17 protein-coding genes are annotated in these 15,172 nt (G+C 41.7%); 9 read left to right on the forward strand and 8 right to left on the reverse strand.

The features are described from left to right. Positions 1 to 84: 84 nt before the first annotated feature. From CUU64_RS12025 to CUU64_RS12040, 4 genes are all read right to left on the reverse strand, one after another. Positions 85 to 954 carry an SDR family oxidoreductase gene (locus CUU64_RS12025; RefSeq protein ID WP_101633867.1) on the reverse strand — a complete coding sequence of 290 codons (870 nt, stop codon included), beginning with the start codon at positions 952 to 954 and terminating at the stop codon, positions 85 to 87. Between the two features lie 301 nt (positions 955 to 1,255). Beyond that, the gene (locus CUU64_RS12030) at positions 1,256 to 1,747 is read right to left on the reverse strand and encodes a YajQ family cyclic di-GMP-binding protein (protein WP_101633868.1); all 492 of its coding nucleotides are present in this window, start codon (positions 1,745 to 1,747) and stop codon (positions 1,256 to 1,258) included. Between the two features lie 114 nt (positions 1,748 to 1,861). Next, on the reverse strand, positions 1,862 to 1,993 hold the full coding sequence (locus CUU64_RS12035; RefSeq protein ID WP_101633869.1) for a DUF3941 domain-containing protein: 132 nt from the start codon (positions 1,991 to 1,993) through the stop codon (positions 1,862 to 1,864). Positions 1,994 to 2,058: 65 nt separating this feature from the next. Further along, complete coding sequence (locus CUU64_RS12040; RefSeq protein ID WP_101633870.1) at positions 2,059 to 2,925, reverse strand: DegV family protein; 867 nt, start codon at positions 2,923 to 2,925, stop codon at positions 2,059 to 2,061. Positions 2,926 to 3,103: 178 nt separating this feature from the next. Here CUU64_RS12040 and CUU64_RS12045 point away from each other — a divergent pair, with 178 nt between their 5' ends. Beyond that, positions 3,104 to 3,946 carry a YitT family protein gene (locus tag CUU64_RS12045; protein ID WP_101633871.1) on the forward strand — a complete coding sequence of 281 codons (843 nt, stop codon included), beginning with the start codon at positions 3,104 to 3,106 and terminating at the stop codon, positions 3,944 to 3,946. A gap of 158 nt (positions 3,947 to 4,104) precedes the next feature. Next, the gene (locus CUU64_RS12050; protein WP_101633965.1) at positions 4,105 to 4,407 is read left to right on the forward strand and encodes a KGG domain-containing protein; all 303 of its coding nucleotides are present in this window, start codon (positions 4,105 to 4,107) and stop codon (positions 4,405 to 4,407) included. A gap of 50 nt (positions 4,408 to 4,457) precedes the next feature. On the opposite strand, the gene CUU64_RS12055 is transcribed toward CUU64_RS12050, so the two are convergent. From CUU64_RS12055 to CUU64_RS12060, 3 genes are all read right to left on the reverse strand, one after another. After that, positions 4,458 to 4,652, reverse strand: a complete 195-nt coding sequence (locus CUU64_RS12055) for a DUF3813 domain-containing protein (protein WP_101633872.1) — start codon at positions 4,650 to 4,652, stop codon at positions 4,458 to 4,460. Beyond that, positions 4,652 to 4,804, reverse strand: coding sequence for a hypothetical protein (locus CUU64_RS22015; protein WP_180954570.1), 153 nt, complete (start codon positions 4,802 to 4,804; stop codon positions 4,652 to 4,654). The genes CUU64_RS12055 and CUU64_RS22015 overlap by 1 nt, the downstream gene beginning before the upstream one ends. A gap of 110 nt (positions 4,805 to 4,914) precedes the next feature. Beyond that, the gene (locus CUU64_RS12060) at positions 4,915 to 5,733 is read right to left on the reverse strand and encodes a Cof-type HAD-IIB family hydrolase (RefSeq protein WP_101633873.1); all 819 of its coding nucleotides are present in this window, start codon (positions 5,731 to 5,733) and stop codon (positions 4,915 to 4,917) included. 184 nt (positions 5,734 to 5,917) lie between these two features. On the opposite strand from CUU64_RS12060, the gene yjfP reads away from it, so the two are divergent. The 5 genes from yjfP to CUU64_RS12085 all read left to right on the forward strand — a co-directional run bounded on the left by yjfP (position 5,918) and on the right by CUU64_RS12085 (position 11,593). Then, positions 5,918 to 6,706 (forward strand): esterase, encoded by a 789-nt coding sequence (yjfP, locus tag CUU64_RS12065; RefSeq protein WP_101633874.1) that lies wholly within the window; start codon positions 5,918 to 5,920, stop codon positions 6,704 to 6,706. 194 nt (positions 6,707 to 6,900) lie between these two features. Further along, a complete protein-coding gene (locus CUU64_RS12070) occupies positions 6,901 to 7,209 on the forward strand; it encodes a metal-sulfur cluster assembly factor (RefSeq protein ID WP_101633875.1) in 309 nt (102 codons plus the stop codon). Between the two features lie 892 nt (positions 7,210 to 8,101). After that, positions 8,102 to 9,118: a GTP 3',8-cyclase MoaA gene (gene moaA / locus CUU64_RS12075; protein WP_219621869.1), complete on the forward strand. Its 1,017-nt coding sequence runs from the start codon at positions 8,102 to 8,104 to the stop codon at positions 9,116 to 9,118. Between the two features lie 542 nt (positions 9,119 to 9,660). Next, entirely contained in the window at positions 9,661 to 10,803 is a 1,143-nt protein-coding gene (locus CUU64_RS22020; protein WP_180954571.1) for a hypothetical protein, read from the forward strand. Positions 10,804 to 11,155: 352 nt separating this feature from the next. Then, on the forward strand, positions 11,156 to 11,593 hold the full coding sequence (locus CUU64_RS12085) for a respiratory nitrate reductase subunit gamma (RefSeq protein WP_180954572.1): 438 nt from the start codon (positions 11,156 to 11,158) through the stop codon (positions 11,591 to 11,593). Positions 11,594 to 11,808: 215 nt separating this feature from the next. Here the strand turns inward: CUU64_RS12085 and CUU64_RS12090 are convergent, their stop codons facing one another. Continuing rightward, the gene (locus CUU64_RS12090) at positions 11,809 to 12,495 is read right to left on the reverse strand and encodes a Crp/Fnr family transcriptional regulator (RefSeq protein WP_101633878.1); all 687 of its coding nucleotides are present in this window, start codon (positions 12,493 to 12,495) and stop codon (positions 11,809 to 11,811) included. Positions 12,496 to 12,881: 386 nt separating this feature from the next. Here CUU64_RS12090 and argC point away from each other — a divergent pair, with 386 nt between their 5' ends. Together argC and argJ are read left to right on the forward strand one after the other, a co-directional pair. Further along, positions 12,882 to 13,916, forward strand: coding sequence for an N-acetyl-gamma-glutamyl-phosphate reductase (gene argC, locus CUU64_RS12095; protein ID WP_101633879.1), 1,035 nt, complete (start codon positions 12,882 to 12,884; stop codon positions 13,914 to 13,916). Between the two features lie 17 nt (positions 13,917 to 13,933). Next, the gene (argJ, locus tag CUU64_RS12100) at positions 13,934 to 15,166 is read left to right on the forward strand and encodes a bifunctional ornithine acetyltransferase/N-acetylglutamate synthase (protein WP_101633880.1); all 1,233 of its coding nucleotides are present in this window, start codon (positions 13,934 to 13,936) and stop codon (positions 15,164 to 15,166) included. Positions 15,167 to 15,172: the final 6 nt, after the last annotated feature.

Genomic DNA, 15,172 nt, shown 5'->3' on the forward strand with positions numbered 1-15,172 from the left:
ATCGTGATCGCCCGGCTTAGGCAATAAAAAACAGATGAAGCAGGGGATATGCTTCATCTATTTTTTTCATGATTATCAAAATATCTATCCATTAACGACCTTGCCGCCATTTACATGAATCATTTGGCCACTGATATAGGATGAATCATCACTAGCCAAGAAGACATAAGCAGGTGCGAGCTCTTCAGGCTGACCTGCCCGGCCCATTGGCGTGTCACTTCCGAACTTGGCTACCTGGTCTTCGGTAAAAGTGGAAGGAATAAGTGGAGTCCAAATTGGCCCGGGCGCTACACCATTGACCCTTATTCCGTCCTTGGAAACAGAATTGGACAGCGCTCTTGTGAATGAGACAATGGCTCCCTTCGTGGAAGAGTAATCAATAAGCTCGGGATGACCCTGGTAGGCTGTTATAGAAGCCGTATTGATTATGCTGCTGCCCTTTTTCAAATGTGGGAGAACCGCTTTTGTAAGATGGAACATTGCAAAGATATTCGTTTTAAAGGTTTTTTCAAGCTGTTCTGTCGAAATATCAAGCAGGCTCTTTTGTGGATGCTGTTCACCGGCATTATTAACCAGGATATCAACGGAACCAAATTCACCCAGCGTTTTCTGAACAACCTCTTTGCAAAACGCCTCATCACCGATATCTCCAGAGAGAAGCAGGCATCTTTGCCCAGTTTGTTCGACCAGTTCCTTAGTGGCGCTCGCATCTTCATGCTCCTCCAAGTACACAATCGCAACATTAGCCCCTTCCTTTGCATAATAGATGGCAACGGATTTCCCGATTCCACTGTCGCCTCCAGTTATGATGGCCGTTTTTCCCTTTAATTTACCGCTTCCTTTATATTCAGATTTGACTGACTCCGGATTAGGAGTCATTTCGGTCTCGACTCCGGGCTGTTGTTCCTGGTGCTGCGGCGGAAATGTTTGTTTACTTTTCTCTTGACTGCCCAATATATATCCCTCCAGTGTTTATTCTCCTTTTACTTATTCCATTGATATGGAGGGGGAAAACATGGAAAAAAATAACAAACTGGATAGTTGGCCCGTTAATCTTAATACATAGTAAGGAATAAAAAAAAGCTGCATATACTTCTGCAGCTTTTTTAAAACGATAACATATCAATGTACCACGACATATATTCACTAACGATGCCATTCGAGGTGGCCTTCCCAATACGAAGGCTTCAATGATAAAAGATATTTCTTCTGTTAGTATAGACGTTTTCCTGACTGGGTGGTTCTTAAATTCTCATTATCTGTAGTTAATAAACTGAACATCGATGGATAAGTCAGCACCACGAATCGCGGCAATGATGCCTTGCAATTCATCGCGGCTTTTGCCTGTGACCCTGATTTGGTCATCCTGGACCTGGCTTTTTACCTTCAAGCCAGAATTCTTAATAATCGTGTTGATTTTCTTTGCCTGCTCTTTATCGATGCCCTGAATTAGCTTGGCGCGCTGGCGGACTGTCCCGCCTGAAGCCCCTTCAATTTTCCCATAGTCAAGGTTTTTGATGGGAACACTGCGTTTTACAAGCTTACTAAGGAGCACATCTTTTAACTGGTCCAGCTTAAATTCATCATCGGACACCAAAACTAGCTCCTCTTTATCCAGGGTGATGTCACTTTTGCTGCCCTTAAAATCGTAACGGGTTTTAATCTCTTTAAGTGCCATCGTCACGGCATTCGTGACCTCCGAAAAATCAACCTTTGAGACGATATCGAATGAACTTTCCTTTGCCATACCCTACCTCCAAGTACGCTTTTTTCCTTTCTTTATTATAGATAAACAACACGGGAATGACAACAGAAGTACGGCCGCCCGTTGCACATGAAAATAGCAGGGGAGATCCCCCTGCTATTTGTGGTCGGTTTTTTTTGAATAAGAAAATTTACCTGCCTGCCTGTTTTTCTCATGCAGAATGTTTTTTTGTTCATTCAGCGCCTGATTATCCTTAGGCAATTTATCGTCATCTTTTGTATGTGGCATAATGCGTGCCTCCTTCATATAAAATGCCTTTATATTGTTCGTTTTAAGGAAGGGGAGTATGTATGTTATTTGCGTGGCGGAAGCTCGTTTAAGAAATATACGGCCATGGTTCCCGGGCCAACGTGTGCACCAATGGCAGAGCCGATTGTGTTGATCACAAAGTTTGATGTGCCAAACTCCTCCTGGATCGCTTTCTTCCACTCATTCGCTGTCTCCTCGTCATCACCATGGCTGATACCCACGGTCTGTGTTTTTATATCAACACCGCGTTCATGCATGAGTTCAAGTACCCGTTTCAATAGCTTTTTCTTGCCCCGTATTTTTTCCAGTGGGATCAATTTCCCTTCTTCAACATGCAGCAGAGGCTTTATGTTAAGCAGCCCTCCAAAAAAGGCTGCTGCTTTTGATACCCGGCCGCCCCTTGCAAGATATTCAAGGTTATCCACCGTGAAAAGGTGTTCCATATGCTTGGCTCGAAACGTAACATTCTCAATAATTGATTCCTTTGAAGATCCGGCATGTGCCATTTTGGCTGCTTTATATACTAAAAGGCCATAACCCACTGACGCGCATTTGGAGTCAATTACTTCAATGTCGGCATGAGGGTAATCTTCCTTTACCTGGTTGAGCACCATGACCGCTGTTTGGTATGTGCCCGACAGCTCGGAAGAAAATGCGATATACACTGCCTGTTTCTTTTCCTTGGCGAGACCGGTGAATAACGTCAAGAATCTTTCCGGTGAAACCTGAGAAGTTGTCGGGGTTTTCCCTTCCCTCATCGCGTCATACACTTCCTTTGGCGCGATTGTTTCCAAATCTTCATAAGTGTTCCCATCTAAAAGCACCTGCAAAGGGGCCAGGGTAACATTATTCTCTTTATAAAATGACAACGGCAGGTCGCATGCACTATCAGCAATGATCTGTACAGTCATTCATTCACCAGCTTTCTTCGGCAAAATTATTCTTGGGTTAGTATATAAACAGTGTAGCATTTCATTGGAAAAATACAATCTATACAGTTGAAGAAACAGGATATAGATTGTGTGAATAGAATAACAAAGCGAGGGTAATAGGATACTATACATATGTGTTTTTTTAGGAGGGACAGCGATGTATATGGCAGAGGCGAAAAAAATTATCGCGGTTATCATTGGAGCATTTTTAAATGGCATTGCGATGAATTTATTTTTAATTCCAGCAGGAGTTTATGCAAGCGGGTTCACGGGAGCAGCGCAATTACTTTCACGAATGATAAGCACTTATACTCCAATAAATATATCAACAGGGATTTTACTATTTTTATTAAATGTGCCAGTGACTATTCTTGCCTGGAAAAAAGTAGGAAAAGCTTTTACTTTTTATAGTTTTTTAAGTGTGGTGCTTATGTCGCTTTTCCTTGAGATCATCCCAATCATTCACGTTTCACCAGATATTCTTTTGAATGCCGTCTTTGGTGGAGTAATCGCGGCTATAGGTGTCGGGATAACGCTTAAATATGGGGCATCTACGGGTGGGATGGATATTATCGCCATGCTGCTCTCCAGGATGAAGGACAGACCGGTCGGTACATATTTTTTTATATTAAATGCTATTATCATCGTAACAGCAGGGAGCTTATATGGGTGGGAGAAAGCATTATATACTCTTGTAACACTATATGCGTCAACACGAGTAATAGATGCCATTCATACCCGCCATGAAAAATTGACAGCCATGATTGTTACCAAGAAAAGCAAGGAATTGAAGGAAGCAATTCATGGCAAACTGGTCCGCGGAATCACTATGTTTCCAGCAAAAGGTGCGTTTACGAACGAGGATAAAGATATATTGATGATTGTTATTACAAGATATGAACTTTATGATTTGGAGCGCACAATCCGCGAGGTGGATCCTAAGGCTTTTACGAACATCATTGAAACATCGGCAATTTTTGGCTTTTTCCGGAAAGAATAATATTAGCATTTGTTAATTACAGAATTGTTACAATTTTATGAAATGTATAAATAACTGTTTAACCACTCCCTAAAACGGCTATTTCTCTACTGTACAAGCTAATACTAAAATCTTTAGAGGAGTGATTGATAGTGGCTAGAAATAACGACGACAATAAAATGAGCAGAGAAGAAGCAGGACGTATGGGCGGCGAGGCGACTTCAAGAAATCACGATAAAGATTTTTACCAGGAAATTGGCCGAAAAGGCGGCGAAGCTACCGCTGAGAACCATGATAAGGAATTCTATCAGGAGATTGGGCGAAAAGGCGGCGAGACAACCGCTGAAAACCATGATAAGGAATTCTATCAGGAAATCGGCCGAAAAGGCGGCGAAGCTACTTCAGAAAACCATGACCGGGAATTCTACGAAGAGATCGGTGAAAAGGGCGGTAAGTCTCGTTCTAATAACAACAATGACTGATACCATAGGAAAAGCCTCCATCTCGAAAACAGAGATCGGAGGCCTTTCTTTTAACGCGATTGATCAGCTTCTAACTGCTGCTGGAATTCATGGAGCTGTTCTTGCTCAGCAGGAGTGGAATTTGCATAGGCTGAGGAAAGAGCGTTTTTCGCTATTTCCAGTTTATCCTGCTTTTCGCTCTTTTCAGTAGCATGTAAAACATTGTTCACTGCTGTCCTTGCTTGTTGAAAGAGTTGATTACCCATTAGAATCCACCATAGCTTTGTTCTGACATGGTTTGAAGCCGCTTGGCTTCCGCTTCAGCGTACGTGGTACGATATGGGATACGTTCGGAATGCCTTGATACAGAATCTCTTCCGTGTTGTACAAACCGTCGCGATTTACTGTTTTTACCCATGGTTATCCCCTCCGCTTAGAAGCTTTTGACACAAGATATTGCGTCATTATTATCATGCCTCTTGCGAACGGGATTTAAAATGCCAATTCGAAGGAACTGGCATCCAGCCGTTAAGCTGTCTTGATATTGAACTTTTCTTCAAGGAATACAGCAATTCCATCTTCCTGGTTAGTTAATGTAATAGCATTTGCTACATTTTTCAGCTGCGCGATTGCATTCCCCATTGCTACTCCGGTTCCGGCGTAATCAAGCATCTCTAAATCGTTATCCTCATCGCCGAACGCGATAATACGCTCTCTTGGAATCCCGAGTGTTGCAGCAACCTTCTGGATACCAACCGCTTTGTTTAATCCAGATTTCACAATTTCTATAACATGGAATGGATCTGCCCAGCGGCGATGGTCGATAACCTCAGCATGCACATCTGAAAGATGCTGGCGGATTTGCGTTACATATTGTTCATCTGTATGGATAAGCATACTAGTAGGAGAATCCTCAAGGAAATTCCGCAAATCACCAGTTGTTACCCTAGGGTTACCCATTTTAAAGATATCAATCAGTTTTTCATCGTGGTAGTGGAAGTAAATATCATCCCGTACCTCTGCAATAATATTGTGATAACGGAAATGATCGCAGGCCTCGACAATTTCTTTTGCTACTGAGATATCCATTGGTGTGTGGAATACTCCCCAGCTAGTATTACGAGGGTGATGTACGAATGCACCATTAAAGTTTACGATGGGTGTCCTTAAATCCAGTTCTCTATAATACAATTCACTGGAACGGTAAGGCCTGCCGGTGGCGATCATGACTTCATGGCCTTCGTTTTTCAACCGTGACAAAATGGCCTTTGAACGAGGGGAGATTTGTTTTTCGTCTGTTAGCAATGTACCATCCAGGTCAAGACAGATTAAATGCTTTTCTCTCATATAGTCACCTTCATTTAGTTATTTAAATCATTATGCCCTATTTTCAGAATTCGCTCTTCTATTATTATATTCCTTTCATGTTACCCTGTTTTTAAGGGAAAGTTAAATCTTTTTCATTTATTCCCTTACATTGTATAGTAAAACTATGAGAATTTTTAAAACAAACCAATCAGGAGGCAGGGCTTTGGTAATCATAGAAAACGAGCGTATAGAAGAGATACCCGTGCTTCATTTGGTGAAACGGGAATTATGGGAGGAAAAACTTCCCCTGATTATATTCATTCACGGTTTCACGAGCGCAAAGGAGCATAATTTACATTATGCCTATCTAATGGCAGAAAAGGGCTTTCGGGTAGTTCTTCCTGATGCGCCATACCATGGTGAAAGGGCAAAAGGCGATAACGAACAAAAATTAATGGGGGAATTCTGGGAAATTGTAATCAGGAGCATCACTGAAATCGATGTAATCAGAAAGAATCTTATAGATCGTAATATAATTATTCCGGAGAAGATTGGTTTGGCAGGTACTTCGATGGGCGGGATTGTAACACTTGGTGCGCTCGCATCCTATGAATGGATCCATACCGGGGTTAGTTTAATGGGAAATCCTGCTTATGTCTCATACGCAAAATTACAAATCGAAACGCTAAAAAAACAAGATGTAAGCCTCAATCTCTCAGACCAAGAAATTGATCAAACGCTGAGCCGGCTTGCCGAATACGATTTAAGCCTTCAACAGGAGAAATTGGCGGGACGTCCACTGATGTTCTGGCACGGAGCTAAAGACAGGGTTGTCCCTTACCGGAATGCCTGGGAGCTGTATCAAGCGTTACTGCCCGGGTATCAATTTGAAAATGATAGGCTATCCTTCATTTTGGATGAAACAGCTGAGCATAAGGTGAGCAGGGAAGGCGTTTTAAAAACAGTGGAATGGTTTGAAACACATATGAGTCCGGCTGGGCAAAATGTTTAATGGGAATTTTCCTTTCTGTTATGATGTAAGAAATAGTTGAACACTACACCGCTGAGAATTTGAAGTGGTAGTTAGGCTACGAGGAATATAGAAAACACAGGCGTTGCCTCAGCCATAGCGTAAGTAGTCTGTGTTTTTTAGCAGATAAGAAAGTTTTATTCATTATCTTATACCAATTAAAAGGAGTGTTAAGGATGGACCAGGATTTAAAGGATAATATTATGGGGGCTCTTGAACAGGTAATTGACCCGGAGCTCGGTATCGATATCGTTAATCTCGGCCTTGTATATGATGTGGACATGAATGAGGAGGGCCTTACAACTGTAACAATGACTTTGACAGCAATGGGCTGCCCGTTGGCAGGAACGATTGTTGACCAGGTGAAAACTGCACTTGAGGATATCCCTGAAGTAAAGGAGACGGAGGTAAATATCGTCTGGAATCCGCCGTGGTCGAAGGATCGTATGTCCCGATACGCAAAAATTGCTCTTGGAATCAAATAATCGGCAAAAAAGAAAGCTCGCCAAGTGGCGAGTTTTCTATTTAATCATGGAGATATACGGTTAGGCAATTCTCGAAGCCAAATTTGGTAAAACTCAACAAGTTGCGCGATCTTGTCCTTAACGAACAAGGAGCCACATTATTCTATACTGATTAAATCATCAATAGCTGGACTGGCGCAAAAAGGGACGGGCTTTTGATAAGGCAAATTGATCGCTCATCCAGTCATAAATTGAAAAGCCAACGCCGGATCTTCAAACAGCTTTTTTGCGAATTATTTTTAACAGAACGGCAATTTCACCTGTTTCCATAACTTGCGCCATTTCTAAATCGGTAAGTATCGTTAGTTACCACATATGTCATTTTCCCCACAGATACGAAGCCTTATCTACTAATTTGAACTCTTCCGGCTTCTATTCCTTTCGCTATCCCATGAAGGACATGTTACTTATCTGATTTCGTAATTTTCTCCTTCATGTTAATCATTTTTTAACAAAATGAGTTGGTTTGACTAGAACGACTCCATGTCATTGGTAAAAAAAACTTGCCTGTTAAAGTAATTTACATTTTCACTGTCTTTTTAGGAAAAGAAACCAAAGTATTGGATATTTCAAATTATATAGAATAACCTGTTAAGGACTGATGTTTTATAAAACGAAATTGAAGGATTATTTCACATTTAATGAATAATTATGAATTGCACTGATTTTAAAGCGATTGTCTCAAGGGAGACAAAGTTTTAACACCGCTAAAAAGGTAAATAGTAAAATGTAGAACAAATACTTATCCAAAAGCTATTACAGTATTAAAACTATATAAATCATGTTAAAATCACTTATTGTGATTAGTTTTCGTCAATCAACTTTAGTACCGAATCCTAAGGGAGTGAACAATATGAGCATTAACAAAGTGAAAGACACTTTGGACAGACCCTTAAGAGACTTACGGATATCTGTTATAGATCGCTGCAATTTTAGATGCCAGTATTGCATGCCTGCCGAGATTTTCAATGAGAGCTTTAAATTTCTGCCCAAAAATGAACTTTTATCCTACGAGGAAATTGAAAGGGTCTCGAGAATTTTTGCGAGCCTAGGGGTGGAAAAGCTGAGGATCACCGGTGGAGAACCGCTGCTAAGAAAGAACCTGCCACATCTGATTCGAAATCTTTCCCAGATAGAGGGCATCCATGACATCGGTTTGACAACGAATGGAGTTTTTTTGAAGCGATATGCCTCTGAATTAAAAGAGGCCGGACTACACAGGGTAAACGTTAGTCTCGACAGTATGAACGATGACCTCTTTAAAGAAATCAATGGTAGGAATGTCGGTACAGCCCCGGTCATCGAAGGAATATTGGCGGCAAGGGATGCGGGTCTTGGAGTCAAAGTGAATATGGTTGTGAAAAAAGGACTGAATGAGTCAGAGATTTTGCCGATGGCCCGATTCTGTAAGGAGGAAGGACTACAGCTTCGATATATTGAGTTCATGGATGTCGGTCATACGAATGGCTGGCAGATGGATAATGTCGTCACCAAAAAAGAAATCCTGGAGATGCTTTCTACTGAATTTGACCTTGAACCTGTCGATCCTGATTATTATGGAGAAGTGGCCAAAAGGTATCGTTATAAAGGAACCGATACTCAGGTCGGTTTTATCACTTCAGTGTCGGAATCCTTCTGTGGCAGCTGCACACGTGCTCGTATTTCTGCCAAGGGGGAAATTTATACTTGTTTATTCAACGGCAACGGCCATGATATTAAGAGCTTGCTTCGTTCCAATATGAACGACGGTGACCTCACCAAACATATCGCTTCCCTTTGGAACCATCGCCGCGACCGCTATTCGGATGAAAGGGCGGAAGGAAAAAATAATGGACAGGAAAAAATAGAAATGTCTTATATCGGTGGGTAACCTCTGCATTTTGCGGAGGTTTTTTATTTTGGATACTGCCTTCCTTTCATTACCTGTCTACCTGCTGGGATCTGGTTTCATACTCTAAGAATAGGACTTAGAAAAAGGTTATTTTCGTTAATGTTAGGACTGGTAGCATAGCCTAAAACAAAGTGCTGAAAATATAAAGCAGTCTGCCTTTGGAAAAGGCAGACCTTTCAAGGGAGAAAACAACATGTCACTCGAATTATAGTATCTGAAACGAAACCATTTTATTCAGGTCGTAGTGAAAAATTTATCAAGATAAAAAAGCCATTCCTTTTCCCTCAAATTGATGCACTGCACAACATCTTTTAAAAAATTTAAACGAGTTAAACTGATTTCTGTAAATTGATGTTAGGTTTATTTTTTTCTGCGAACTCTTTATTGATGAAACGGTGCAGAAAGAAATTAAAAAGAAGAAGTAAACAGGAGTTTTTTTAAAAATTTATAGAAATATAAATAGTTCTGCATGTTTTCGGACATTCTAAAATTGTTTCATTAACAATAAAGGAGGAATCCAAATGAATCAACCATTGAACCAAGGTCAATTTGGCATGCAGGCTATGCAGACTCCAACAAGCGGAATGATGGCTGGCGGCATGCAAGACGGATCTCAAATGAGACGCGGCATGATGGGCACTCCACAGCAGGCCCAGAATATTCAATCAGTTTTTCAACCGAATTTTGGAACAAATCCACAGCAGGTAAGACAGGATATCGCTCGTGACTTAGCTTATGGGCGCCAGCAACAACAGCAAGGCGGATTCACTCAACAAGCTGGTGGCATGCAAAGTGGAATGATGTCAGGCGGTATGCAAGGCGGAATGATGTCAGCTGGAATGCAAGATGGGTCTCAGATGAGACGCGGCATGATGGGAACACCTCAACAAGCACAAAATATTCAATCCGTTCTTCAGCCGAATTTCGGAACAAATCCACAGCAGGTAAGGCAGGATATCGCCCGAGACTTAGCCTACGGACGCCAGCAACAACAGCAAGGTGGCTTCACGCAACAAGCTGGTGGAATGCAAGGTGGAATGATGTCAGGCGGTATGCAAGGCGGAATGACATCAGGTGGAATGCAGGGCGGCATGATGTCAAGTGGCATGATGGGTGATGGTAGTTCTATGATGTCAGCTGGAATGCAAGATGGCTCTCAGATGAGACGCGGCATGATGGGAACACCTCAACAAGCACAAAATATTCAATCCGTTCTTCAGCCGAATTTTGGAACAAATCCACAGCAGGTAAGACAGGATATCGCCCGAGACTTAGCCTACGGACGCCAGCAACAACAGCAAGGTGGCTTCACCCAACAAGCTGGTGGTATGCAAGGTGGAATGATGTCAGGCGGTATGCAAGGTGGAATGATGTCAAGTGGTATGCAAGGCGGGATGATGTCAGGTGGCATGATGGGTGATGGTAGTTCTATGATGTCAACTGGCATGCAAGATGGATCTCAGCTTAGACGTGGCATGATGGGGACTGCAATGCAAGCCCAAAATGCTCAAGCGGCTCTTCAGCCAAATTTCGGAACAAATCCACAGCAAGTGAGACAGGATATCGCCCGAGATTTAGCTTACGGAAGCCAGCAGCAAGGTGCCGGTGGGCAAATGAGCAGCTTTCAGGCTGGCATGATGGCTAATCAAGGTGGATTATCATAATTTAGAATTCCCAGGCCGTTTGACGGTTGGTTAAGCTTGTAGACGGATTGGCATATCAAGCCACGTCTACAAGCTTTTTATTAATGTCTTAAAAGTGTACTCATCCCCTGTATAATCCACTTGAAACAAGTCCTCGTGAAAAAGTTAGCTGTATACCTCAGCCAGTAAGTCCACAAGATTTATTATTACAAATCCGTAAAACGATTTCTTAGTTTAGCTAATAATGTACGAGACCAGCCAGCATTCGTAAAAAAACCACAATTATTTTAATAAATCGACATATTTGTAACTTTAGTCACTGTGTCTTCCGACCTGCTATGTTATGTTTATATCATAAATGGTGGTGAAAACAATGGATGTGCACAGGATCATATTGTTGGTTTATCCGTATATTGCTATAGCAGCCGTGGGGATGGGGCTAATTTGGCATTATGACGAGGGGAAAACTGATCAAATTGACAGTAGAGGAAAAAAGGAAAAAACGATTGAAAAGGTAGTCGTCAAGGTCCTGCTATTTTTATGCATGGCTACTGGGCTTTTGATTATCGTGGATTACGACTTGGTCTACCAACCCAAACAGCTCTTTTTATGGGTTACCAGCTTAATCAAGCTTCAGCCGGATATGGATATAGTTCAGCACCTCTCCATTCTTTCACGCGTCCATCTGATTTTGCTTTTTACATTTTTGTTGGCGCTTTCATTCACGAGATATTTAATCTACATAGCAAGGCCCTATAAATTTTTTAAGGAAGGTATTTCTAGGATTAGAAAAAACATACATAATAGATAACTGGGCATACGCTTTTTGCCTTACGCATGCTGACATTATTAGTAATGACTAAACTCTGTGATTCTGACCTTCATTAAAGTTTTGAAAATGACTTTAACTAAAAAAAGCAATCTTGAATATACGAAATCTAATTCTTCATTTTACAAGTACCTATAAAAGGGTCAGTCCCCGCTGCATTAGAGTGAAAGCAGTACGGGCTGGCCCTTTTTAATCGTTTATTCTATATTGCAAATTTCTGCAGGACAGTTTTCACAGTCGATTTCGATTTTTAAATATTGGATCTCATGAATAGTAATGGTACCTTTTTTGATTGATATGATTCCTTTTTTTCGCAAGTCGCTTAACAATCGGTTGACAACCTCCCTGGAAGTTCCGCAAAAGTTGGCCAATTCCTGGTTTGTTAATGGCAGATTGATGACAATTCCGTTTTGCGTCTGAATGCCGAAGCTGTTTGAAAGTCGTAAAAGGGTTGAGTAGAGAGCACCCTTTTTGCCGTGAAGAATAAGGTCGCGGAATTTGGTTTGTGTTTTTCGATGTTGAACCGAAAGCCATCTCATTAAATCAACTGCAAGGCCACCATCAAGAGCGATCTTCTCCTCAAGTTCATTCTTCTGGATTACTATAACCTCGCCTTCCTGGATCATTTTTGCATTCATAAAGTATTTGGAAGAGGAAGAAAAAAGGATTGTTTCCCCGACAATCTCATCCCTTGAACTAACCCGAAGCGTCAATTCACGTCCGTCGGGTACAAGCTTACTAATCTGCACGGTCCCGCTTAAAATCAAAAATAGCTCTTGGGCATTTGTATCTTCCTGAAAAAGAAATTCTCCTTTTTTCATTTTTCTTGCATGCTGGTTACTCTCCAGGATTTCTTTTAAGCGCAAGGGGACTGAAGTTTGCATATATCTAACCACCTTTAACAGGTACGTACCATTATGTTGAACTGAAGAATTCAGTTAGGAATAACCATTAGCTTTCGGTTCGTTTAGCTAAACTGTCATGTAAGAACTTTGGTTTGAGGTCAATCCAATTGGGTAAATTGGTTATTAGCTTGAAAATTCATAAAATACATACATAATAACTACTTTGATTTAAGTAGAAAAAAATGAAGAAGTCAATATGTATAAAACTTTTTACTATTTTCATAGTACGAATGTATTGCTCCTTGTCATAGTGCTTTTTAAATTGTATAATCATTTTATAAAAATACATTTGATTTTATTTTTATTCAGTCATATAATAAGAGAAATTAAGAATGTCAGTGTACTTTTGAACAGGAGATGATTACGTGAAAGCTTCTATTGTGGGTGCGACCGGTTATGGAGGATTGGAGCTGATTAGGCTTTTGCGCCACCACCCCCATTTGGAAATTGCATCGCTCCATACGTCATCAAGATTTGGGCGGAAAATCCATGAAGAAAGCCCACACTTACTTCATATGGAATATACATTGGAAGAAATCGTCCCTGAAGAAATCGCTAAGAAGGCTGATATAGTTTTCCTCGCTACGCCTTCTGGAGTTTCGGCGCAGCTTGCCCCAGATTTTTATAAACTGGGCGTAAAAGTAATTGACCTTTCAGGTGATTTGAGGCTAAAGAATCCAGGGGACTATGAAAAATGGTATAAGCATTCCCCAGCTCCTTCAGAAATCCTGGAAGAAGCAGAATACGGGCTCTCAGAATGGAATGCCCATAATATAAAAAGCGCGAAAATTGTGGCAAATCCAGGGTGCTATCCAACTGCAACGCTGCTTGGGCTGGCACCTTTGTATACGGAAAAATGGGCCACAGGCCAGGATGTTATAGTTGACGCGAAGTCAGGCTTGTCCGGAGCGGGAAAATCGCCTTCAGCAGCCACGCACTATAGTGAGATCAATGAAAATTTTAAGATTTATAAAGTCCACGCACATCAGCATGTTCCGGAAATTGAACAGCAGCTTGGGCTATGGAATGTAGATTCACAACCCATTTCCTTCAGTACCCATTTGGTACCGATGACCAGGGGAATTATGGCCACGATGTATGTGAAGTTGCGTAGGCACACATCCACACAGGAATTAATAGATTTATATAAAACTGTATACGAAAATAACCCATTTGTCCGGGTACAGCCGATGAATTCTTTTCCTTGTACAAAGCAGGTTTATGGATCTAATTTTTGCGATATAGGCATCGCTTTCGATGAGAGGACAAATAAAGCGACCATCGTATCCGTTATTGATAATTTAATGAAAGGTGCTGCTGGGCAAGCGGTCCAGAATGCGAACATTATAATGGGTGCAGACGAAACGGCAGGCCTTTTGAACATACCGTTGTATCCTTAATTACTTGGAGGTTTTTCATGAAAACAATACATCCTGTTGAAGAAATTCAACAAGTTACCCAGGGAAATATATTAACGCCGAAAGGATTTAAAGCAGCAGGAGTTCATGCAGGATTGCGCTACTCAAAAAAAGATATCGGCATGATCCTATCTGATAATCCAGCATCTTGTGCTGCTGTATACACTCAGAGCGTTGTCCAGGCGGCTCCGCTTGATGTGACAAGGGAAAGTATTGCGTCCGGGCAGAAGCTGCAAGGGATTGTCGTAAATAGTGCATGTGCTAATGCATGTACTGGAGAACAGGGATTAAAGGATGCCTTTGAGATGAGGAACTATGCAGCTAACCAATTCGGCTTGCAGGACCATTTAGTAGCTGTAGCCTCTACAGGCGTTATTGGTGAATTTATGCAAATGGATAAGGTGAAAAAAGGGATCGCCATGCTTGAGCCAAAGGAATCGAATGAAGCAGCGGAAGCTTTTGAAACAGCAATCTTAACTACTGATACAGTAACTAAAAACTGCTGCTACCAAGCGGTTATAGGCGGGCAGCTAATTACAATGGGCGGTGCAGCGAAGGGATCTGGAATGATCCATCCAAACATGGCAACGATGCTAGGGTTCATCACTACTGACGCTGCCATAGAATCGTCGGACCTCCAGCTCGCACTTTCCTCGGTGACGGATCTCACATTCAACCAGATTACAGTAGATGGAGATACTTCAACTAATGATATGGTCATTGTCCTTGCGAATGGGCAGGCAGGAAATGAAAAGGTATCACCTTCTCATCCCGATTGGAAAATCTTTGTGGAATTATTAAAGAAAACTTCGGAAGATCTAGCGAAGCAGATTGCCAAAGATGGGGAAGGCGCAACAAAGCTTGTGGAAGTGAATGTCCATGGCATGAAAACCAAGGCGGACGCTCAGGCAATGGCTAAAACAATCATGGGCTCAAACCTGGTCAAAACTGCGGTTTATGGCTCCGATGCCAACTGGGGCCGTGTCATTGCAGCAATGGGACGGAGCGGACTCACGTTTAATCCAGATAAAGTAAGTATTTCATTCGGCCCCATCAATGTATTAAACGGTGGTGTTCCTGTAGCTTTCTCCGAAGAAGAAGCTAAAGCCTATCTGGAACAGAAAAATATTGTTATCCATGTGGAGTTGCAGGAGGGAGACGAAAAGGGAACTGCCTGGGGCTGCGATTTAACATATGACTATGTGAAAATAAATGCGAGTTACCGGTCGTAAGGAGGT

The sequence above is a fragment of the Bacillus sp. V5-8f genome, assembly GCF_002863565.1.
Lineage (GTDB): Bacteria > Bacillota > Bacilli > Bacillales > DSM-1321 > Peribacillus.